The organism is Saonia flava (assembly GCF_011927795.1).
GTDB lineage: Bacteria > Bacteroidota > Bacteroidia > Flavobacteriales > Flavobacteriaceae > Saonia > Saonia flava.
On record NZ_JAATJJ010000001.1, the window covers coordinates 1,713,839 to 1,736,752 of the forward strand.

Annotated in this window: 23 protein-coding genes; 7 read left to right on the forward strand and 16 right to left on the reverse strand. The window is 36.0% G+C overall.

The genetic code is table 11. From position 1 onward, the window contains the following. Positions 1–68 precede the first annotated feature (68 nt). From GGR42_RS07525 to GGR42_RS07590, 14 genes are read right to left on the reverse strand one after another with little or no spacing between them, the layout of a single operon-like run. Entirely contained in the window at positions 69–1,838 is a 1,770-nt protein-coding gene (locus GGR42_RS07525; RefSeq protein WP_167962444.1) for a MutS-related protein, read from the reverse strand. Between the two features lie 41 nt (positions 1,839–1,879). Next, the gene (locus tag GGR42_RS07530) at positions 1,880–2,353 is read right to left on the reverse strand and encodes a DinB family protein (RefSeq protein ID WP_167962446.1); all 474 of its coding nucleotides are present in this window, start codon (positions 2,351–2,353) and stop codon (positions 1,880–1,882) included. 5 nt (positions 2,354–2,358) lie between these two features. Further along, entirely contained in the window at positions 2,359–2,718 is a 360-nt protein-coding gene (locus GGR42_RS07535) for an MmcQ/YjbR family DNA-binding protein (protein WP_167962448.1), read from the reverse strand. Further along, positions 2,715–3,242, reverse strand: coding sequence for a GNAT family N-acetyltransferase (locus GGR42_RS07540; RefSeq protein ID WP_167962450.1), 528 nt, complete (start codon positions 3,240–3,242; stop codon positions 2,715–2,717). Before GGR42_RS07540 ends, GGR42_RS07535 begins: the two co-directional genes overlap by 4 nt. 4 nt (positions 3,243–3,246) lie before the next feature. After that, positions 3,247–3,642 (reverse strand): Dabb family protein, encoded by a 396-nt coding sequence (locus tag GGR42_RS07545; RefSeq protein WP_167962452.1) that lies wholly within the window; start codon positions 3,640–3,642, stop codon positions 3,247–3,249. A gap of 4 nt (positions 3,643–3,646) precedes the next feature. After that, on the reverse strand, positions 3,647–4,270 hold the full coding sequence (locus GGR42_RS07550; protein WP_167962454.1) for a DUF4230 domain-containing protein: 624 nt from the start codon (positions 4,268–4,270) through the stop codon (positions 3,647–3,649). Continuing rightward, the gene (locus GGR42_RS07555; protein ID WP_167962456.1) at positions 4,263–4,619 is read right to left on the reverse strand and encodes a DUF4260 domain-containing protein; all 357 of its coding nucleotides are present in this window, start codon (positions 4,617–4,619) and stop codon (positions 4,263–4,265) included. Before GGR42_RS07555 ends, GGR42_RS07550 begins: the two co-directional genes overlap by 8 nt. Beyond that, positions 4,619–5,398, reverse strand: a complete 780-nt coding sequence (locus tag GGR42_RS07560; protein ID WP_245201411.1) for a cyclase family protein — start codon at positions 5,396–5,398, stop codon at positions 4,619–4,621. Before GGR42_RS07560 ends, GGR42_RS07555 begins: the two co-directional genes overlap by 1 nt. Next, positions 5,370–6,530, reverse strand: a complete 1,161-nt coding sequence (hemW, locus tag GGR42_RS07565; RefSeq protein ID WP_167962460.1) for a radical SAM family heme chaperone HemW — start codon at positions 6,528–6,530, stop codon at positions 5,370–5,372. Before hemW ends, GGR42_RS07560 begins: the two co-directional genes overlap by 29 nt. 4 nt (positions 6,531–6,534) lie before the next feature. Then, complete coding sequence (gene ruvC, locus GGR42_RS07570; RefSeq protein ID WP_167962462.1) at positions 6,535–7,089, reverse strand: crossover junction endodeoxyribonuclease RuvC; 555 nt, start codon at positions 7,087–7,089, stop codon at positions 6,535–6,537. 2 nt (positions 7,090–7,091) lie between these two features. After that, positions 7,092–7,568 (reverse strand): hypothetical protein, encoded by a 477-nt coding sequence (locus GGR42_RS07575; RefSeq protein ID WP_167962464.1) that lies wholly within the window; start codon positions 7,566–7,568, stop codon positions 7,092–7,094. A gap of 44 nt (positions 7,569–7,612) precedes the next feature. Continuing rightward, complete coding sequence (locus GGR42_RS07580; protein WP_167962466.1) at positions 7,613–8,752, reverse strand: tetratricopeptide repeat protein; 1,140 nt, start codon at positions 8,750–8,752, stop codon at positions 7,613–7,615. 14 nt (positions 8,753–8,766) lie between these two features. Then, on the reverse strand, positions 8,767–10,830 hold the full coding sequence (locus GGR42_RS07585; RefSeq protein ID WP_245201412.1) for a M56 family metallopeptidase: 2,064 nt from the start codon (positions 10,828–10,830) through the stop codon (positions 8,767–8,769). A gap of 12 nt (positions 10,831–10,842) precedes the next feature. Beyond that, the gene (locus tag GGR42_RS07590; RefSeq protein WP_167962468.1) at positions 10,843–11,205 is read right to left on the reverse strand and encodes a BlaI/MecI/CopY family transcriptional regulator; all 363 of its coding nucleotides are present in this window, start codon (positions 11,203–11,205) and stop codon (positions 10,843–10,845) included. Between the two features lie 127 nt (positions 11,206–11,332). On the opposite strand from GGR42_RS07590, the gene GGR42_RS07595 reads away from it, so the two are divergent. Beyond that, on the forward strand, positions 11,333–11,848 hold the full coding sequence (locus GGR42_RS07595; protein WP_167962470.1) for a DUF456 domain-containing protein: 516 nt from the start codon (positions 11,333–11,335) through the stop codon (positions 11,846–11,848). 40 nt (positions 11,849–11,888) lie between these two features. On the opposite strand, the gene GGR42_RS07600 is transcribed toward GGR42_RS07595, so the two are convergent. Next, positions 11,889–12,440: a nitroreductase family protein gene (locus GGR42_RS07600; RefSeq protein WP_167962472.1), complete on the reverse strand. Its 552-nt coding sequence runs from the start codon at positions 12,438–12,440 to the stop codon at positions 11,889–11,891. A 14-nt stretch (positions 12,441–12,454) separates the two neighbouring features. Continuing rightward, on the reverse strand, positions 12,455–13,342 hold the full coding sequence (locus GGR42_RS07605; RefSeq protein WP_167962474.1) for a LysR family transcriptional regulator: 888 nt from the start codon (positions 13,340–13,342) through the stop codon (positions 12,455–12,457). 78 nt (positions 13,343–13,420) lie between these two features. Here GGR42_RS07605 and hutH point away from each other — a divergent pair, with 78 nt between their 5' ends. The 6 genes from hutH to GGR42_RS07635 all read left to right on the forward strand — a co-directional run bounded on the left by hutH (position 13,421) and on the right by GGR42_RS07635 (position 22,868). Next, positions 13,421–15,001 carry a histidine ammonia-lyase gene (hutH, locus tag GGR42_RS07610; RefSeq protein WP_167962476.1) on the forward strand — a complete coding sequence of 527 codons (1,581 nt, stop codon included), beginning with the start codon at positions 13,421–13,423 and terminating at the stop codon, positions 14,999–15,001. 4 nt (positions 15,002–15,005) lie between these two features. Then, positions 15,006–16,256 (forward strand): imidazolonepropionase, encoded by a 1,251-nt coding sequence (hutI, locus tag GGR42_RS07615; protein ID WP_167962478.1) that lies wholly within the window; start codon positions 15,006–15,008, stop codon positions 16,254–16,256. A gap of 4 nt (positions 16,257–16,260) precedes the next feature. Continuing rightward, positions 16,261–18,264 carry a urocanate hydratase gene (locus GGR42_RS07620; RefSeq protein ID WP_167962480.1) on the forward strand — a complete coding sequence of 668 codons (2,004 nt, stop codon included), beginning with the start codon at positions 16,261–16,263 and terminating at the stop codon, positions 18,262–18,264. Positions 18,265–18,286: 22 nt separating this feature from the next. Beyond that, on the forward strand, positions 18,287–19,093 hold the full coding sequence (locus GGR42_RS07625) for an N-formylglutamate amidohydrolase (RefSeq protein WP_167962482.1): 807 nt from the start codon (positions 18,287–18,289) through the stop codon (positions 19,091–19,093). Continuing rightward, positions 19,093–20,472, forward strand: a complete 1,380-nt coding sequence (hutF, locus tag GGR42_RS07630) for a formimidoylglutamate deiminase (protein ID WP_167962484.1) — start codon at positions 19,093–19,095, stop codon at positions 20,470–20,472. The genes GGR42_RS07625 and hutF overlap by 1 nt, the downstream gene beginning before the upstream one ends. A gap of 275 nt (positions 20,473–20,747) precedes the next feature. Continuing rightward, complete coding sequence (locus GGR42_RS07635) at positions 20,748–22,868, forward strand: hypothetical protein (protein WP_167962486.1); 2,121 nt, start codon at positions 20,748–20,750, stop codon at positions 22,866–22,868. The last annotated feature ends 46 nt before the right edge of the window (positions 22,869–22,914 follow it).

Below are 22,914 nucleotides of genomic sequence, written 5' to 3' on the forward strand. Positions count from 1 at the left end.
TCGATAAATATTTTAGAATATTGGACAATTAGAATGTTTTTGATACATGAATGAGCTTTCCATAGGGCTTATATTATTTCCATTTTCTTAAGAAGAAAGGATGCGTTCATATTTTGACAAATTCCTTCTTTAAACTTATAGTCAAAATGAAGTTCACCGTTCACAATTTCAGCATCAAAATAATAATTCTTTACTGGTTTTAGTTCTTTGGCAATATCGCACAGGCTTAAATCATGCGTGGCTATTATTCCAGTAGAATTGGATGCTACTAACCGCTTTACAAACCTACGGGAGCCCTTTGCCTTATCTATACTGTTGGTGCCCTTTAAAATCTCATCCAAAACAATAAAATAACGCTCCGTTTTAATTTCATCCACAATAAACTTCAATCGCTTTAACTCAGAGTAAAAATAGGATTCATCATCGGTAAGCGAATCTGTGGTACGCATACTTGTAATTAGTTTAATTGGAGAGTATTCCGCCTTTTTAGCACAAACAGGAAGTCCAATATTTGCCATTACAATTTGCAATGATATGGTGCGCAAAAAAGTACTTTTACCAGCCATATTGGCTCCTGTAACAATAAAAAATTGTTCTTCGTCTATCTCTACGTCATTGGGAACACTCTTCATGGAGTCCAGCAAAGGATGTGATGCTCCCTCAGATTTTAATACCGTTTTATTATTATTTATTTTCGGAAAAGTATATGTTGGGTGATTAAAAGTGAAATTCCCTAGACTATTATAAGCATCAAAAAAAGCAATTGTAGCAAACCACTGTTCAACATGCAGCCCATATCTTTCTATCCACTTTTCAATAGAGTAGCTCTGTCTTAGATCCCACAATAGAAAAGCATTTCCTACTAATCCCATCAACATATTGTTACGTTGATCCAAAGCACCTAAAATACGTGCGAACTCCTTTAATATTTTAGAGGTTTTTACTTTTTTGGAAACAACAGTTGCCCTTTTTTCCTTTAATAATTCTGAAGAAAGACTAGTCTTCTCAATCTCCAAAATCAATTTCTGATATTGATGAAACGTACTTTGTATTTTTGCAGTATCAGATGACAGCTTATTAATTTTCTTGAGAAACCTTCCTGTTATACCTAACCCAACAAAAAACCAACCTGTAACTATCCAACCAGAAACAAAACCTAAAAAATAAACTGTAATGAGAATGGCTGAAAACACTGAAAACACATTGGGCAAATGTTTCATGATTTCGGGAACAAAGCTCTTGTAATTTGCCAACCATTTTAGAATGGTTTTATATGAGGTCTCTGTTTTTACCAAGCCCGCTACTGCCGAATATTCCTGTCTCCATTCAGGCATTTTGGATAATTCCTTTATAGCTTCCTGTTTCTGCTTTATCTGTGCTATTGAATTTTCGGTAAGAATATGTGCCAAAACTTCTGTCCCTTGTGCTAGGCAAGTCCTATTGCTATATTGATAAAAAGAACCTTTGCCGAACAGGTCAATATCCTGACTAAAATGATGCAAAGGGTCCTTAAACTCATTTCCCTCTGGCAAGCCATTAAACTTTCTATTTAACACTTCAACTTCGGTTTTATTCAGCTTAATAAGAGCATTTAATTTGTCACTTTTATATTGTAAATCTGAATGCCTAGAAACCAAAAAAAGAAAGATCATTATAGTTGCAAGAATAATCCCAACAACCAATCTAGCGTTCCCAAATGCAAAATAAACCGCTGCAACCGCAATGCAAAAAATTGCCAAGCGAAGCATACTGGATGTAAACAAACGCTCTTTTATTTTAGACAACAGGGTTGTATGTTGCTCTATTTGATTGGCGTAAAAAGTAAAAAGCTCTTGCATAAAAGGAATCTGGTTTATGGGACTAAGATATATATTCCATCTTAGTTTTTCTCCATTGCGTTGAGCATAGCTATTTGTCCTAAGTGATAAATATCATGTTGGGAAATACTCGTCAATATTGGTCCAAAATCATAATCCTTTCCTGGTACTTTTTTGGAGAGCAATTCCTCTGTAGCATTATCCAAAAAACCAATTAAATCTATTTGTGTTTTACTTAAATCCTCTTTTAACTCATTCCATTCTTTCTCATTCTCAATATGTGTTTCAGACCAATCGGAATCACTATCCATTATGATATCGTAATTCATATCTCCTTGCAGCTTCTTTAAGACAAAAATTCTCCAATTTATTATATGTTGTACTAAAACCGCAATGGATTTTTCACCATACTTTTTTGTATTAACATTTTGCCAAGCAATGGTGTTTAGCTTTTTCATGACAGAATCCCCATACCAAGGTTGTCCATTGAACGACTCCTTTAAGTCGGTTATAATTTTGTTAAGTTGACTTTCCATAGGTTCTACTTAAGGGACGCCCATTCTGCTTTTAGCTTTTTGGTAAACTTGGAAACCACCAAATCATAGGAATGGTCTATTAGTTCCATTATCAATTTGGGTGGCAAGTTTTCTAAGTGAAGTGTATTCCAATGTACTTTGCTCATATGGAAACCTGCAGTAATTTCCCCATCATATTCTTCTCTTAGCTCAATGGCTCTTTCTGGGTCACATTTAAGATTCACCTGTGAAGGTATTCTTTCCAAAGGAGCCAAAGCAAACATTTTGCCCATTACCTTGAACACTAAAGTTACGGCATCAAAAGGAAACTCTTCTGTTACTCCTTTTTTGGTTATACAATAGTTCCTAAACTCTTCAATGTTCATTTTTCCAACAATTCTTTAGCGTTATTCCATACTATTCTATGTGCCCTAATAGGTTTGTCCCCAATCTCCGTACTGGTAACGGTTTCAATGTTTTTTCCTCCCAGAATAGCATAAAAATCAATAGCCGAAGTATTACTTTCCAATACCCATAAATATAACTTGGCATTGGGAAAATCGTTAAACGATTCTTGTGCTATCAACTTAATTAACTTAGAACCAATCCCTTTTCCTTTAATCTTGCTCGAGACATGCAAGTTATCTATAAAGGTTCCATAAACAGGGTCATCGTTCATGTAGGCACACAAAAAACCGCAAATTTTGTTTCCTTGTTCTGCTATAAGTATATGCTGGTTATGTTTTGATGTAGCAAAACGCTCCCGCCAAACCCCAAGCCGCTCATCCATAACTTGGTTGTCCAAGAAATCATCTGTAAAATCACCTCTATAATTTTCTTGCCAACTTACCGCATGCAAATTTGCAATGGCTAAATAATCTGATTTTACAGCAAGCCGATAGGAAATCATGGGATTACTTTATGGTTTGGGAATCATAGACAATTACCTTTTCCCAAAGGTCACTGCATTCTTCCACAAAAAGCAAATGTGGTGGTTCTGATTGGTATTTAGCCTGCGCCTCCGCGGACTCAAAAGAAACAATCAAGGAATAGGTAAACGAACCATCTACCACATCTCTGGATGCTTTGGGTGGCGTGCCAATAAATTGAGTTTTGGCATAGGCAGAGTTGTTCATGAACTTGGTAAGCGAAGCTTCAAACTTTGCTCTATCTTCCTGACTATTTGGGTTTTTAAACCAAAAATACACCGTGTGTGCAAAGGCTGGGTCAAAAGTTTTCATATTGGTTTCATTTTGACCACAAGATACCATGGTCAGTGTTAAAATTAAAATTACTAGCGCATTTTTCATTTCTCTATTTTTCTAAAAATTGTTTTTCTCTATTTGATATTTCTATAGCTGAATAATCTAATTTCCAGCCAATGGTTTCCACTATTTTTTCCATAATCAAAATAGCTTCCAAAGCTTCCTTTCTTGCTGTTTCCATCAATCCGCTTTCTGGAATTTTATCTCTTATGTGTTGTTTTGCCTCTAAATTCAATGTGGTTAAATCATCTGGGGAAAAGGTGTTGAAAAGTCCATTTTTTATATCATAAAATTGCAGGTCGGGTTCAATGGACAGAATCTCTGGTTGTGGAAAATTATTAAGCTTTATAGTTTTATTTTCAGTATCCGCATCCATTAGCACTTTTTTTAAATCGTACCCAATCTGTGCTTTTGCATTAATTACAATCAATGCTTTCTTTTTACTGCTTACCAAGCTCATAAAATGCTCCTTGGTATTTTCATATTTATAAATTTCAGCAAAATCCCCCTCAACAGAAATAAGCTTACAAACACTTTTTATTTTCTCCAGTAGCACTATGGATTGGTGTTGAGTTAATTCTTTACTCTTCTTCTTACCAAACAATCCATAAAGCCAATACATAAGTATTGCACCCAAAACAAGTCCTAAAAAGATTTCTATAATACTATCCATTGTTTCCTATTTCTCCTAAATGGGTATACTTAAATCCTTTATCATATTTTAATCCGTAACCAAAAATTCTGTCAAAAGAAGCATGTGAAAACAATATAATTCCAACTAATTGACATAAAGTTTGTGACCAATACAGTCCCAAAAAATATATTAAAACAGCCAATCCCTTATGATGAAAGATATTATACATAAATGCTCCAACTTTATTTCCAAACAGGTAGCCCAACATTCCAATATCTGGAGTCAACAATAATACTAAAAACCACCACCATTGATATTGTAACTGACTAAAAAGAAACATTCCCAAAAGGAACATTCCCAATTCTTCAATTTTTAATGTCAATTTCATCAATTTAAAATTTTATACAATACAGGTCTACTTGGACTTGCATCATTTTCAAAAGGAGCTACTTGTAAATTTAGGAGATAGGGACCATCTTTTATGGAGTTTTTTACATATATAAACTCTGTTATTGTTGCCTGGGTTCTTATTTTTCCTCCTATTTGCCAAAAAGCTTTGTGCGAGGCCAAAGTTCCGTTGTCCTTTTCTTTATCTACAGACGGAAGGTCTATTAATAAATGTTCTACTTTTTTGCTCACCAAAAATCTCATGGCCTCTTCACTTATGTAAGGTGGGTTTGTGTGTGAGTATTGTCTTGTTAGTTTCCCTTTAGTATTAGGCAATGTTCTTATTACCAAGGCATCACAATTTTTACCCTCCAAAACATATTCCATTAGTTTTTTAGAAATAACAAAGTCATTTTCTTTTTTTTCTGGAGCTATGGTTACCACCTCTGCCAAGAAGAAAAACTTTTTTAAATGCTTATTTATGGAATAGAAATCTTTGGTAATGTGCCCCACACATTCTGTATGTGTTCCATGTGCATGTGGGTTAAACTCGATATTGTTAAAGTTAACAGAAGCTCCTTCCGATACTTTTACCTTACGGCCATCCGAAATGTGAGGTTCTATTTTTGGAGAATCTACATACCAAGCATTTACATTGGATGCCTTTCCCCGTAATGGAATGGATATATCCAAAGCTTTGGACAAATCAATTCTGTAGTTCCTGGAGTTTTGTTTAATGGTTGCAATCAAATCAATTTCTTTTTCTCTCCAATTTAACATAAAAAAGGTCCGAAGCAATCCCATCTGTCAAAAACTTTCCCTTTTTTGTTACCAAAAGGGTATCATTATCAATATAAAGCAATTGCCCTACAATATGTCGTTGCGCTTCTTTAACCAAATATTGGCGGTACTCTTTTCCAAAATCCAATTCTATTTTAGGTAAAGACACTCCCCAAATTGTTCGTAGACCCGTCATTACATATTCATTGTATTGGTCTGCTATAGAAAGTTTTTCAACCTCAATAGGCAACACACCTTCCATGATTGATTTAATATATTTTGCATTGTTCCTAATATTCCATCCTCTTCTTTGTCCATCAAAGGAGTGAGCCGATGGACCTATCCCCAAATACCTTTTTCCCTGCCAATAAGAAGTATTGTGTTTTGAAAAAAAATCTGGTTTTCCAAAGTTTGAAACTTCATAGCAAATATAGTCCGCCTTTGTTAATTTATCCACTAAAATACTAAAGTGAGCAGAAGCTATTTCATCATCAATAGGTTTAATCTTTCCTTTCTTTATAAAATCTGCCAGTGCCGTTTTAGGTTCAACCGTTAAAGCATAACTAGAAATATGTGGAATATTAAAAGACAATGCTTTTTCTATATTACTTATCCATTTTTCATTGCTCATATTGGGCATTCCGTAGATAAGATCAATGGATATATTGTCAAAATACCGAGTAGCTTCAATCAAGCATGACTCCGCTTCTTTGGCATTGTGTGCCCGGTTCATCAACAATAAATCCTCCTCAAAAAAAGATTGAATCCCAATACTTAGACGATTTATTCCGATAGTTCTATAATCTTTGAAAATAGTTCCGGACCTTTCTTTCACCGATATCAAATCATCTGGATTGGCTTCCAAGGTAATTTCTGGATTGTCTATAACCTTATAGTTTTTATATATGGTTTCTAGAATAGCCTTTAATTCACCTATTTCTAAAACGGAAGGGGTTCCCCCGCCAAAATAAATGGTTTCTATTGTGTCCTTATTTTCATTCTTACGCAACTGCAATTCTCTTATGATTGCATCAATCATTTCCGATTTTTTTTTCAAAGAGGTAGAAAAATGAAAATCACAATAATGACATGCTTGCTTGCAAAAAGGAATGTGCAGATAGATACCGGACATTTAATTATTTCTTTACTCGAGAACTGTTCTGTTTTACAAAAGCATCCCAGCCAGAATAAGATTTTCCAACTTCAATTCTGCCTTCATTGTAAAAATGACAAACAGCGGCCGCAAGCCCATCGGTACTATCCAAATTCTTGGGAAGTGTTTTTAAGGCCAATGTGCTTTGAAGCATTTTAGCTACTTGTTCTTTACTGGCATTTCCATTCCCGGTAATGGCCATTTTAATTTTCTTGGGAAGATACTCCGTTATAGGAATTTGTCTTGATAGTCCTGCCGCCATAGCAACCCCTTGGGCACGACCCAGTTTTAACATGGACTGTACATTTTTTCCAAAAAAGGGAGCCTCAATAGCAATCTCATCTGGGTGATAGGTATCAATCAATTCAATTGTCCTTTCAAAAATGAGCTTCAATTTAGTATAAGGGTCATTGTATTTTTGAAGTAAAAGCTCATTCATTTGAACAAACTCCATTTTTTTGTTCACCACCTTAATGATACCAAACCCCATAATAGTGGTTCCCGGGTCTATTCCCAAAATAATTTTCTCTTGTCCCAAGCTTAGTTTGTATTTATAATGATGGGAATTCTAAATTTTGCCGTTACCGGAATACCTCTTTTTATGGCTGGTTCCAAATGGGGCAAGGTCTTTAGGCTCTGTCTTATAATACCATCAAATTCTGGTAACTGACTCAATATTTCTTCATTCTTTTCCATATCCACCACAGATATTTTTCCAACATCGTCAATTAAAAAATCCAAATAGAGTGTGTCCAAAATGTCAGACTCCAGAATAAATTCAAACTCTCTCAAAGTTGATGAAAAATGGGCCAACAAGGTATCCTGAAAACATTCCCGTTGTTTTGTCTTTGAAACGTTTTCATTACAATTATCAAACATTGGGTATTTTTCCACATCGTTCCAATCTAGCTCCGACATTAGTTGGCTTGTCAATTTTTGCGTCTTGGTCTCCCTGGACTCAAACAAATCACAGGAAACCAACATCACTAAAAATCCTATAAACCAAAGCTTACGCATGCAACACTGTATTCTTTGGGGAAATTACGATTTTTTAAGGTATTTTAATCCACTGCGTAATGGATTTCCTCTTTGAGTTCTGATATACGTTTTTTAGCAAAACTGCTAAAATAACTTTTCTCCTGGCCCAATTTCACCAATAGCTGTTGGTAATATTCCAACTTTACTTTTGGGTCTTTGTAGTATTCATCTGCCAACACACATACTTGGTAATAGACAATCGTATTGGTAGTATCTTCCTGGTACGCCTTTTTATAATAATCAAAAGCCTCTTTTATTTTATTCTGTTGTTTTGCCAAACGTGCCAATGCACTATATTCTTTACTTAGCATAGGGGTTTGCTCCTCTATGGATTTTTTAATGAAAATGGCGGCACTATCCAATTTCTTTTGTTTTTGATACACCTCTCCCAAGTTAAAGTAAGCTTCCGCCCTGGCAGAATCAAAATCCAAAAGTTTGGTATAACTAGTTTTTGCTTTTTCAAACTCCCACAATTTAAAATAGGCATAACCCATTTTCTGATAAATATGGGCTTTGTTCTCTCCCAATTCAATTAGTTTTTTAAAAGTCTGGGCAGCCTCAGCATACTTTCCATTGTTAAAAAGTGCGAGTGCCTTAAGATTGATAATGGAAACATCATTGGGGTGTTCAAGAAGTCCAATATTTAAAATTTCAATGGCCCTGTTATCTTCTTGTTGTAACACATAATACTTGCCCAACTGAAAAATACTTCGAAGATGGGTGCTGTCCAAAGCAATAGCCTTTTTAAAAGCTTCCGCTCCTTTTTCTGACTTCTCTTGTTGCTGGAAGGACCTTCCCAAATAGTACTGATATTCTGGATTGGTATTATTACTTTTTATTAGGTCTTCAAATAGAAGTTGAGCTTTTGGATAATCTTTGACTTTTATATAGAGTTTTCCCAGTTCAAATTTTGCAATCTTACGATTGTCATCCTTCTGCACCAATACTTCATATTCGGAAATTGCCTTATCATGACTTCCGATAGCATTGTAAGCCCTTGCTATTTGTAAATTGGAGTGCTTAGAACCTATTTTTGCATATTCATTTATGGCATGGGTATAATTGCCCAAAGCGTAAAGACTGTCTGCAACGTTCAAAGCCGAGGACTGTGCCTCGGCCTTTAAACAAGCTAAAATCATAAATAATAGTACTGCTTTTTTCAAATAATTTCTTTTTGCTAGAGTTTAAAAGTAATCGGTATAGAATAAGGAACATTTACTGCATTTCCATGATGTATGCCCGGTTTCATTTTGGGCAATCTAGATATAATCCCAACTGCAACATCTTCTAACCTTCTATCTGGTCCACGTTTACGGATATTTGCAATGTTTCCATCTCTATTAATTGTAAACATAATATTCACTCTTCCTTGAACACCTTCTGTTTGAGCATCTTTGGGGTACCAAAAGTTTTTCTTTATATGCTCTATCATTTTCTCATTAAAACACGTTTTTTTATCATCTACATCTTCGCAGCCAGGAAAAATTGGAACCTGATCTACCGTTCCATAAGGGATATTTTTGTTTGATAGACTATTGGTCAAATTCTCAGAAATTCGATTTTTTAAGGCTAACAACTGCTTATCTAGATTTACAATTATAGAGTTTTTATCATTTGAAGTTTTTAATAATCTGTCTCGTTCTTCTAATAGTTGATTATATTTTTCTACCGCTGATGAGACCTCATCGTCACTTCCTTTTAATTTAAAAGTAATAGGAATAGAATAGGCAACACCGACTTTCTTACCCCCGTTTTTTCCTGGTTTCATTTTAGGTAATCTGGAGATAATTCGCTCTGCCTCTTTTTCCAATAATGAATCCGGTCCTCTCATTCTAAAATCGACCATTTCCCCTTTTTTGGAAATAGTGAACATTACATTTACCCTCCCTTGAATACCTTTTTCCTGTGCTTCTTTAGGGTAGTTGAAGTTTTTTCTAATATGTTCATGTATTTTTTCATTAAAACATGCTTTTTTATCCTCAATATTTTCACAACCTGGAAAAATGGGCACTTCATCTACTTTGGCAAAAGGAATTACCGTTTCAGAAAGGTCTTTTTCCACTTTATACAATTCATAAAGCTTGGAAGATGGTAAAGATGGATTTCCATACTTTTTTAATATTTCTTCTGGGACTTCCTCACCTAAAGCGGGATATGTTACAGTAAGTAGTTCATTAACATACTGTCTATAAAGTATTTTATATTCAAAGAAATCCTCTTTCTTTATTATTTCTTCAGATTTGAATCTGGAAGGAAGTTTTGAACTTAAATACACATTGGAAATGGAACCTTCAATTTCAACTTGTTTTTTTATTTTGTTTTTAATTTCGTTTATAAGTTTAACATCATTAAGACTTAATGTTGTTTCATTATATGTGTACGAAGCTTCTGTGGCAGAAGTATAAAATAGCATACCTAGTATTAAAGGCACCAATGCCAAATACTTTAACTGATAAATTCTTTTCGTTTTTTGTTTTTGTAACATGACTATTCGTTTTTTGATTAATGATGATTTAAAAAATGGATTGATGAAAGATATATTCTGTGTCTGAAAAACTTGTGACAACAGTAATTGATATTGCTCCTTTTTGTGGGTTTTGGCCACTTGGGCATCTGCAATAAATTCGTGCAGTTCAGAGATTCTACTCTGGTACACATAGACCAATGGATTAAACCAGCCCACGATACGCATGATTTCAAAAAACATAAGGTCAAGTGAGTGTTTTTGCTTAATATGAACCATTTCATGCAAGACAATATTTTCGTATTCTTCATCCTTAATCTGGTCTCCCATAAAAATGGTTTTAAAGAAAGAAAATGCCACCTTGCTCTGTTGGACCAAAACTTGGGTAAAATCTTTAAAATATTGGACCTCCCCTTTTTTTCTTAACCTTAAAATTTGGTGGATTTTATAGGCAAAAAGTACTACGGCCAACAACATTCCTCCATAAAGAATACCATATTCCCATGAAATGTCAAAAACACTGGAAGTATTAGTTTCAGAAAGCACAACTTCTTGCATGCTCATGCCCCACAAATATTCTGGATATGCTATGAATTTTTGAGGAACAGTGGTCTTAAAGGCTTCAATCTTTATCCATGGAAGTATGGCGGACAAGATAAAGGTTCCCATTAAATAGACACGGTTCCATTGAAAAAATGTTTCTCTTTTTAAGAACAGGTCATAAATGATCAAAAACAACAACTGAAATGCGATGCACTCTAAGATATATTGTATCATTTGGAACAAGTTTTATTTATCATCTTTTTTGATGTCCTTTAAAATGGATTCCAGTTCAGAAAGGCTCATATCATTTTTCTTCATAAAGAAGGAGACCATACTTTTAAAAGAACCCTGAAAATAGCCGTCCACCAATTTGTTTATGGACTGATTACTATAGTCGGATTTCTTTAAAACAGGAAAATAAATATGCCCCTTACCCACCTTTTCATGGTCCACAAACCCCTTGTCTTCCAGAATACGCACAATGGTGGATACTGTATTGTATGCTGGTTTGGGTTCTGGTAATTCTTCAATAATGTCGGCAACATTACTCTTTTCCAATTGCCATAAAATTTGCATTACCTCTTCTTCTGCTTTTGTGAGCTGCTTCATTATACAACTAATTTTTTAGTTCAATTTCAAACAAATATAACTAAATATCTAGTTCAAACTAATTTTTTAGTTAGAAAATTTTGTAACAAATAGAAACTATCTTCGTCAAACAAGTAAAATTAATATTGTGGATATTGCACTTCTAATTATAGGTTTCATCTTTATGCTGATTGGAATTTTGGGTAGTTTTTTACCCGTTTTACCCGGTCCTCCTTTAAGCTGGATTGGTTTGTTGTTACTTTATTTAACCAAAGCCATCCCGAATGATTGGTGGTTTTTGGGAACAACATTGGTAATTGCTCTTATCGTTTTTGCATTGGACTATGTTATTCCGGCCATGGGAACCAAAAAATTTGGTGGCACCAAAGCGGGTATGATTGGAACAACCATTGGGCTCTTGGTAGCCATCTTTTTTCCAGTTCTTGGAATATTTGGGATTATTATTTGGCCTTTTGTAGGTGCTTTGGTTGGAGAATTAATGAACAAAGCGGATCAAAAAACCGCTATGAAAGCAGCATTTGGTTCTTTTATTGGTTTTCTTACCGGTACTTTTTTAAAATTCTTGGTCGCAATAGTCTTCTTAGGGCTCTTTATATCCAAAGCGTGGGATTATAAAGAAGCACTTTTTCCTTTTTTTGAATAACACAAGTATATTGAGGACATCTTAAGAATCTTAGAGAAACCTACATCCAAACCGTTTTATCTTCAATTGGGCCTCTTGTAACCTCAAGAAGTTCTCCATCATAATATCCCATATAGAAAAATCCTAGACACCGCTCTCCTTCGGCTAAATCCAAAAATTCGTCCATAAATTTTATAAGTCCTGGGGAACTCCAATAACTTCCAATTCCCTTTTCTGCACAACAAAGCCACATATTTTGGACTGCCATCGCGGTAGCAGCTATTTCTTCCCATTCCGGCAAACTTTCCATGGGGTCTCTTTGCATACAAATGGCAACTACAGCTGCCGAGCGATTAGGGTTTTCCTGTAGTTTTTTTATGGTCACAGTTTTAGGCTTGGGGTCTTTTTCTTGATAGGTATCGGACAAAAATTTTCCCAATGCTGTTTTGCTTTCACCCATTAATACCTTAAATCGCCAAGGTTCCGTTTTTTTATGGGTGGGCGCCCAATTGGCCGCTTCCAATATTTCCTTAATATCAGATTTACTTATAGGTTTATCATTATACTGTACAGGAAAAACAGAGCGTCTCTTTTTTATCAATTCAAAAATCATATTCTACTTTTTAATCATTTATTTAACAATAAATCCAGACAATTTTGCAATGCTGGATTTCGATTATCTTTTTTCCATACTGCTGATAATATTGCCCTTTGCGGAATATTTTTTAGCTCTATAAATTTTACTCGCATTAAAAATCCAGATTGTAAGGAGGTGGGTACAATGGCAATACCCAAATTGTTTTCCACCAGCTTAAAAATAGTATGGGCATGGACCGATTTATGTGAAATTTTGGGGGTAAATCCAGCATCTTCACAAATACTCATTATTGTGTCGTAATATAGTGGGCTATATTCTTGGGAAAAAAGAATGAAGTCTTTCTCTCTTAATATTTCAACCCCGGTAAAATTTCTGGTCAATATGGGAAAAGACTCTGGCAATACCACAGAAAATGTGTCTTCATATACCACTTTACTTTCCAACGGTTCTGGCACTCTTGATAAGCGCACAAAGCCTAAATCCAATTTATCTTTTAGCAAGGAACTTACTTGGGCGTTATTGGATAGCTCGTCCAAACTGGTTTTTATCTTTGGAAACCTATCTTTTAATTTTACCAACAATTTTGGGATTACATTTTGCATGGCAGACCCCAAAAACCCAATGCGAACCTCTCCATGTTCGCCTTGATCTATACGTTTCAACTGCTTGGTGGTCATTTCCAAGTGATTGATAATAAATTCTATCTCTCCCTTTAAATATTGGCCCGCTACCGTTAATTCCACCTTTTTCTTATTCCGGACAAACAACTGTGTATCCAAAATCTCTTCCATTTGTTTAATCTGCCTACTTAAACCTGGTTGTGAAATAAATAACTTCTCCGCTGCCCTTCTATAATGTAATTCATCAGCAACCGCAAGGAAGTATTTGAAATGACGTAGTTCTAATTGATAACTCATGGTTATTATATGCTCAACCAAACAATATTAGTAAGTATCAAACTTAATCAATAATTTTATAAATATAAATGTATCAAGATGCTTTCTACACCAAAAACTTTCCTTTTAGGAGAGGAACATTTAACTGCCAGTATTGCAATTTCAATTGCAAGAGGTCTTACCAAATCCGTAATATCCAACCAACAACGTTCAAAAATTAAGGCAAGTGCCCAGAAAGTGGCCACTATCGTTGCCAAAGGTGAGGTGGTATATGGAATAAACACTGGGTTTGGTCCACTTTGCACAACCAGAATATCCAAGGAAGAAACCCAAATTTTACAAACCAATATTTTAAAAAGCCACAGTGTTGGTGTAGGCAGGCCCATAGATAAAGAAATTGCCACATTAATGTTAGTTCTAAAGGTACATTCGTTGGCTAAAGGATACTCAGGTATAGCTGAAACCACATTAGACCGAATTCTTTGGCACCTTACAAATGATGCCATCCCTATTGTCCCGTCACAAGGCTCGGTAGGCGCATCTGGAGATTTAGCCCCACTATCTCATTTATTTCTACCCTTAATTGGCTTAGGCATCGTGGAATACCAAGGAAATAAAATTACAACTGCTGAACTTCATAAACTTAAAAACATGGCCTCTTTGGAACTAGGCCCTAAAGAAGGTCTTGCACTTATCAATGGAACGCAATTTATTGCTGCACACGCCATAAAAGTAATTGAGAGGCTACAAAGCTGCCTATCTCAAGCAGATATCATAGGGGCCATGATGATTGAAGGGCTTCAGGGATCCATTAAACCTTTTTACAAAGAGCTTCATGAACTACGCCCTTTTAAGGGAAATATGCACGTGGCATCCAGAATACAATCCCTATTACAAGGGTCAGAGATCATGGAAGACCATATAAATTGTGAAAGAGTGCAAGATCCTTATTCATTACGTTGTATTCCCCAAGTGCATGGGGCTTCAAGAAATGCATGGCTTCATTTAAAAGAAATGATGGAAATAGAACTAAATTCTGTTACAGACAACCCTATTATAATTGATGAGAACCTCACCATTAGTGGGGGTAATTTCCATGGGCAGCCTCTGGCAATGGCCCTGGATTATGCTTGTTTGGCCGCTTCTGAAATTGGAAACATATCAGATCGTAGAATTTATTTGGCATTGGAGGGAAACAGCCCTGGTGTACCTAAACTATTAATGAATGATACGGGTATTAATTCTGGCTACATGATCTTACAATATACCACGGCAGCTTTAGCCAGTGAAAATAAGGGACTGTGCTTTCCATCCAGTGCAGATAGTATTCCTACTTCTTTAGGGCAAGAAGACCATGTAAGTATGGGTTCCATTGGAGGACGAAAAGCATTGCAGGTAATAGAGAACGTAGAGAAAATTTTAGCCATAGAATTATTGACTGCAGGTCAAGCCTTTGAATTTAGAAAACCCATGAAATCTGGATTAGTATTGGAAGAGGTCCATAAAATACTACGATCTAGAGTCCCCTTTGCAAATAGAGACCGTGTATTTTCAGATGATATTGAAATTGGAATCGAAATGATACAAAACGGAACTATTATGAAAGTAGTTGAAGAAGCTTGTAAAAAAGAGAAAATAAATCTCAAAACTGCTTTTTCCAGTGAATTTGAAATATATTAATGAGATGAAAAAATACACGCTTATTGGTCCCTTTTTCCAAGTGGTTCCCATGACGGGACTTCCATTAAAAGGAGCTATATCAGATACCCAAAACCAAATTCTGCCAGAAGCTGGGATTCTAATTAAGAATGATACTATTGAAGCCGTTGGAAATTTTACTGAGCTACTTTCTAAATATGAAGATGCCCATTTAATAAAACTTAATGGTCAATATGTTTGTTTACCAGGCCTAATAGATGCCCATACCCATATTTGTTATGGTGGCTCTAGGGCAAATGATTATGCCATGCGGAACGCTGGGAAAACCTATTTGGAAATTTCAAAATCGGGTGGTGGAATTTGGGATACCGTCACGGAAACAAGAAAATTGTCCATGGAAGAGCTTGCACAAAAAACCATTGAAAGAGCAAATCACCATCTTAAAAATGGCATTACTACACTAGAAGTAAAAAGTGGTTATGGTCTTTCTGTGGAAGAAGAGTTAAAAATGCTCAGAGCCATTAAAAAGGCAAATACCATTACAGCACCTGACCTAGTTTCCACTTGTTTGGCCGCCCACATGGTTCCAAAAGATTATCATGGTACTGCTGAGGCTTATTTAAATAAAATCAGTACTGTTCTTTTTCCTAAACTACAAGAAGAGAATCTCACCAACCGCATTGATGCCTTTATTGAAGAAAATGCATTTTCCAAATCCCAAATTGCTCCATACTTTGAAAAAGCCCATGACCTGGGTTTCGATATCACTGTACACGCAGACCAATTCTCTACCGGAGGTAGTGAAGTTGCTGTAAATCATGAAGCTATTAGTGCGGACCATTTAGAAGCAAGTACTGACAAAGAAATAGCGCTACTGGCAAAAAGCAATGTAATTGCAATGGCATTGCCTGGCGCCTCTTTAGGCTTGGGCTGTGCATTTACTCCCGCTCGTAAAATTCTGGACGCCGGAGGTTCCCTGGCAATTGCCAGTGACCATAATCCAGGCTCTGCCCCTATGGGCTATCTATTAGCGCAGGCAGCCATGCTAGGTGCTTTTCAAAAGCTAACAAATACAGAGGTTTTGGCTGGCATTACCTATAGGGCCGCAGCTGCATTAAACCTAAAAGATCGAGGTAAAATAAATACAGGTATGTTAGCAGACCTATGTGTTTTTAATACCAATAATTATAATGAAATCTTATACAATCAAGGAAGTCTAAAACCTTGTATGGTATGGAAAAATGGAACGCTTGTTTTTGATAAACAAAAAAATTGAACTTATGGACTTTAAAAAAGTAATCCTTCAAGGACTACCCATAGAACTTCCTCAGAAAAAAACGTATGTAAAAAATGCCAACCATGCACCAAAACGAAAGGATATCCTTTCAAAAGCAGAAAAAACACTTGCGGTTCGCAATGCACTACGTTATTTTCCTAAGACTTGGCATTCCGAACTAGCAAAAGAATTTGCAGAAGAACTAAAACGGTTTGGGCGTATTTATATGCACCGTTTTAAACCTGATTATAAAATGTATGCCCGTCCAGTATCTGAATATCCTGCCAAAACTATACAAGCGGCAAGTATAATGCTCATGATACAGAACAATTTGGATCCCAAGGTTGCCCAACATCCAGAGGAATTGATTACCTATGGTGGCAATGGAGCTGTTTTTCAAAACTGGGCACAGTACCTTCTCACCATGGAATATTTGGCAAACATGACCGCCGAACAAACCTTACATATTTATTCTGGACATCCTATGGGGTTGTTTCCTTCCAACACAGAAGCACCTAGGGTTGTGGTCACAAATGGCATGATGGTTCCCAACTATTCCCAACCGGATGATTTGGAAAAATATAATGCCTTGGGTGTTACCCAATATGGACAAATGACAGCTGGTTCCTATATGTATATTGGACCACAGGGCATTGTGCACGGCACTACCATTACCGTAATGAATGCCTTTAGAAAAGTTCTCCACAAGGATGAAACTCCCAATGGAAAAATTTTTTTAACCGCTGGATTAGGTGGTATGAGTGGGGCACAACCCAAATCAGGAAATATTGTAGGCTGTATTACAATTTGCGCAGAGGTCAATACTGCTGCGGCCAAAAAAAGACATCAACAAGGATGGGTAGATGTGCTTATTGACAATATGGATGAGTTAATTGAAAGGACTAGGAAAGCCCAAAAACAAAAGGAAATAGTATCCATTGCCTTTATTGGCAACATTGTGCATGTATGGGAACGCTTTTATGAAGAAAATATACATGTGCATCTAGGATCGGATCAAACTTCCTTGCACAATCCATGGGCCGGTGGTTACTACCCTGTGGACATATCCTTTGAAGAAGCAAACCAAATGATGTCCGATAATCCTGATCGGTTTAAGAAACATGTTAAAAACACCCTTAGAAGACATGCTGCAGCTATAAATAAGCATACAGCAAAAGGCACCTATTTTTTTGATTATGGCAATGCGTTTTTATTGGAAGCTTCGCGTGCAGGAGCCAATGTAATGGCAAAAAATAACGTCGATTTTAAATATCCTTCCTATGTGCAGGATATTTTGGGACCTATGTGTTTTGATTACGGATTTGGACCCTTTAGATGGGTTTGTACTTCTGGCAATGAAGAAGATTTAAGAAAAACCGATGCCATTGCCCTTGCAGTTATGCGGGAAATAAAGAAGAATGCTCCAGAGGAAATTCAACAACAGATGCAAGATAACATTACTTGGATCAAACAAGCGGACACAAATAACCTTGTTGTAGGTTCACAGGCCCGTATTCTATATGCTGATGCAGAAGGAAGGGCAAAAATTGCAGATGCTTTTAATAAGGCCATAGGTACTGGTGAAATTACAGCTCCTATTGTTTTAGGCAGAGACCACCATGATGTAAGTGGTACAGATTCCCCTTATCGGGAGACCAGCAACATTTATGATGGAAGTAAATTTACCGCCGATATGGCAATTCATAATGTTATTGGTGATAGTTTTAGAGGAGCAACATGGATCTCTATCCACAATGGCGGTGGTGTTGGTTGGGGAGAAGTCATCAATGGTGGATTTGGAATTGTATTAGATGGGTCAAACGAAGCCTCAAATCGATTAAAGAATATGCTTTTTTATGATGTAAACAATGGGATATCCAGAAGAAGCTGGGCAAGAAACCCTGAGGCTATTTTTGCCATAAAAAGGGAAATGGAACGCACCCCTCAGTTAAAGGTTACACTACCAAACTCTGTTGAGGACGAATTGTTGGAAAAATTGTTTGATTAAAGTCTCTCTCAATTAAAATTGTATGGAAATATTTAAAATTATAGAACCTAAGAAAGCCATTGTTCCCATAGTGATAAGTATTCCCCATTCCGGAACCACAATACCTAAGGACATAAAAATCAACCTAAAAAAAAGAATGAGGCGGTATATGGATGATACGGATTGGTATGTCCACAATCTTTATGAATTTGCTTCTTCTCTAGGGATTACAGTAATTAGAACAAAAATAAACAGATGGGTGATCGATCTTAATCGAGACCCGGAAAGTTTGCTGCTATACAATGACAAAAGGCTTATAACTACTATAGCACCAACTACCGATTTTTTTGGTAAAAAAATATATAAATCCTCTAATTTGGAACCTGATCAAACCGAAATCAATAGGAGATTGGCCAATTATTACTGGCCCTACTACAAAGAACTGGAAACTCTTTTGCAGAGCAGAAAAAGGGAATTTGGAAAGGTTCTGCTTTGGGATGCCCATTCCATTCGCCATAAAGTGAGCACCATACAAGAAGAAATTTTTCCTGATATGATTTTGGGGAACAACGATGGAGCAACAGCGCACCCAAAATTAATTAATACAGCGTTGAATGTGCTAAAATCCGGAGAATTTAAAATAAACCATAATTTACCTTTTAAAGGAGGCCATATTACTCGCTATTTTGGAAAACCAGAAAATGACATACATGCGTTACAATTAGAAATGAACAAAATACTTTATATGGATGACAATGAAATTAATTACAACACTGTTAGAGCCAAAAAGGTGATAAACGTTCTTGAAAAAACAATGGAAAGTCTAATTGAAACTATAAAGACCATTTAATGAAAACCTATTATTTTAAAGGGATATTACAAAAATCTGGGTGGTTTAAAAATACGGGGATTAGAGTGGACAATTTAGGGGTCATAACAGATTTGTTCACATTTAACCCTAAAAATACCTCTATCGATATAATAAATGGATATGCTCTTCCAGGTTTTCAAAATGCACATTCCCATGCATTCCAATATGCTATGGCGGGGTTAGCAGAAAAACATGAAAAAGTCAATAAACAAGACGATTTCTGGGGATGGAGGGAGGCAATGTACCAATTGGCACTAAGTATTAATCCAGACCAAATGGAGGCAATTGCAACTATGTTGTATACCGAAATGGCCAGACATGGCTATACCAATGTAACCGAATTTCATTATCTGCACCACGATAAATCTGGCAAACCCTATTCCAATTTAGCTGAAATGGGAAGTCGGTTGATTTCTGCCGCTAAAACGGCGGGAATTGGGATTACTCTAGTCCCCATTTTTTATAATAAAGGAAATTTTGGGGTAGAACCCAACAATAGACAAAGAAGGTTTATTTCAACATCTATTGATGAGTATTTAAAATTATTTAATGCCAGTGAAGCAGCATGTAAACATTATGAGCATGCCAATGTTGCCATAGGAGTTCATTCTATGAGAGGTGTAGACCCTTATGATATAGTGGAAATAGCCAATAATGGCCCCAAGAACATCCCTTTTCATTTACATGTTTCAGAACAACTCCAGGAAGTTGAGGATGCCAAAATATTTTTGGGAAAACGCCCTGTGGAATGGCTTTTAAATCACATAGATCTTAACGATAGGTTTCATTTGGTACATGCAACCCACCTTACAGATCAAGAAATTAGTGGAATTGCCGAAAGTAAAGCCAATGTTGTGCTTTGTCCTACCACAGAAGGAAATTTGGGTGATGGTATATTTCCTTTAAGAAAATATCAAGAAAAGGGGGGTAAATGGAGTATAGGTACAGATAGTCATATAGGCCTAAATCCATTTGAAGAATTAAGATTATTGGACTATGGACAACGATTAATATCACACAAAAGAAATACATTTTTATCTGATAATAAAAATGATAGCGGAACAAATGCCCTGGAAATGGCAGTTTTAACGGGAAGAAAAGCAATGGGCAATTACAGTTCAGAATTTTTTACAATTGGGGATTCTTTGAATGCATGTGTTATAGACGCATCAGCGCCATTGATTGCTACATCTTCGGAAAAGAATCTTACTTCTACAATTGTATATTCAACAGATAGCTTATTTCAGTCAGAAACCATTTCTCACGGAAATAGAATTGTTTCTTCAAATATGCACCAAAACAAATACGGTATAGCAAAAGGTTTTATAGAGACATTGAACCAATTGAAAAACAGGTGATTTTTATATATGGGGCAAGTGCATATACTCCTCACAGAAAATTGATTCTTAACAAAAAAAGCCTCCCTTTATGGAAAGCCTTTCATTGGTTAAATTACAACACATGTAATTTATACCTAGTTCCAATTATAATTGGAACACAACACAACACTGCAAATATAGGAAGGTTTTTTTATTAGAATGGTTTTTTCAATAAAAACATATAAGTCAATCTAGTTTAAAAACTTTCCTTTTTTGTACCTTAATCACATCTATATCAAAGACATTCCTTCTAAATGTACAAGTACATCCTATTCTTTTTATTACTTTCTACAAACTCTTTCGGACAAAAAAAAATTGACAGAAAAACAGTCGTATCAAGACATACTGTCCAGATCTCAGAAGTTGATACTTTAAATCCATTAACACTGGGAAATGGAAAATTTGCCATGACCATGGACGTAACAGGACTCCAAACTTTTCCAATTAAGTACTCCAAAGGAATCCCATTGGGAACAATGAGCGAATGGGGATGGCATAGTTTTCCAACAGATAAAAAATATGATATTAATGAAACGCTTCAATCTATAAATTCCCATGGAAGACAAGTGCCATATGCCCGCCAATGGCCTTCTGAGGTTAGTGCCGGAAAAGCTTCCAATTACATTCGCCAAAACCCCCACCGTATTCATTTGGCCAATGTTGGATGGTATATTTTAAAATCTGATGGAAGTAAAATCAATATTTCAGATGTTAAAAATATCCGCCAAAAATTAGACTTATGGAATGGTGAATTGATCAGCATATTTGAAATTGAAGGTATTCCCGTGAAGGTTGTTTCTTTAATTGGGCTAAAAAATGATGTTTTAGGTGTGAAAATTAAAAGTCAACTCGTCAAAGAAGGACGTATTGGGTTAACCATTAAATATCCTTATCCTACAGACACTTTTTTGGACGAAGCTGTAAATTATGATTCCAATGAATCTCTAAGATTAAAGCTAAGACCCACAAATCATAAAAATCTTGTTATTGAAAGAAACCTGGATAGTACAAATTATACCACTTTGTTGTCCTCTTCCTTAAATTTAAATTCTGAACCGGAATACCAAGAAGGTTTTAATATTTTCCCTAATGAGCAAAAGGATACTTGGTCTTTTAGTCTAAATTTTTCCAATGACACTAAAAACTTAAAGCAGGTCAAATTCAACGAATTTAGAAAACAGGCCAAATCTAGTTTTCATTCCTTTTGGGACTCTGTTGGCATGATTGATTTTGGTGAAACCAAAGACCCTAGGGCCTTTGAATTGGAGCGTAGAATGATTCTTTCCCTATACCTAACCAAAATAAATTGTGGCGGCAGTTCTCCTCCTCAAGAAACAGGGCTTACCTACAATTCTTGGTATGGAAAACCTCATATAGAAATGAGCTGGTGGCATGGGGTTCACTTCGCACAATGGAACCAGCCAGAGGTATTAAAAAAACAAACAAATTGGTTTTTTAGAAGCAAAACAACGGCGAAAACTATAGCTAAAAGACAAGGGTTCAAAGGAGTTAGATGGCAAAAAATGACCGATAATAATGGAGGGGAAACAACCTCATCCATTGGCTCTTATCTTATTTGGCAGCAACCCCATTTTATCTACTTCTCAGAATTGTTATATAAATTAAGCGAAGAGAAAAACTTATTACAAGAATATTATCCTCTGGTCGAGAAAACAGCGGAATTCATGGCAGATTTTGCTTGGTATGACCCAAATTTAAAACGTTACGTATTGGGTCCAGGAGTAATTCCGGCCCAAGAACGATTTGACCCAGAAATAACATTTAACCCGACTTTTGAGTTGGCCTATTGGCGCTGGGGGTTAAATACGGCCCAAGAATGGAGAACACGAATGGGAATGGAGAGAAATAAAAAATGGGATAAAGTGCTTTCTGGGTTGTCTCCTTTGCCAGCACAAGATGGTTTATATCTTGCTACCGAAAGCTCTCCAAATTCTTATTCTGAAGTAAAATTTATGACAGACCACCCCAGTGTTTTGGGCGCCTATGGAATACTTCCCCGCACAGACGGTTTAGATAAAAAAATTATGCAAAATACCTTTGATAAAATTTTAACGGACTGGAAGTGGGAAGAAACCTGGGGATGGGATTTTCCAATGACTGCAATGACAGCTATAAGACTTGGTTCACCTAACAAAGCAATAGATGCTTTACTCATGCCAATTACCACCAACACTTTTCTAAAGAACGGCCATAATTACCAAAACAAAACCTTGCGCATTTATTTACCAGGAAACGGAGGGTTTTTAACAGCTTTGGGAATGATGGCGGTTGGCACATATGAAACTAAAGAGGCTGTTTCTTCATTCCCTAAAAATTGGAAAATCAAAATTGAAAATATTCGAAAGATTCATTAAAACATGTACTTAATTTCAACAAAATCAATTTATTGCGTAAATTAAT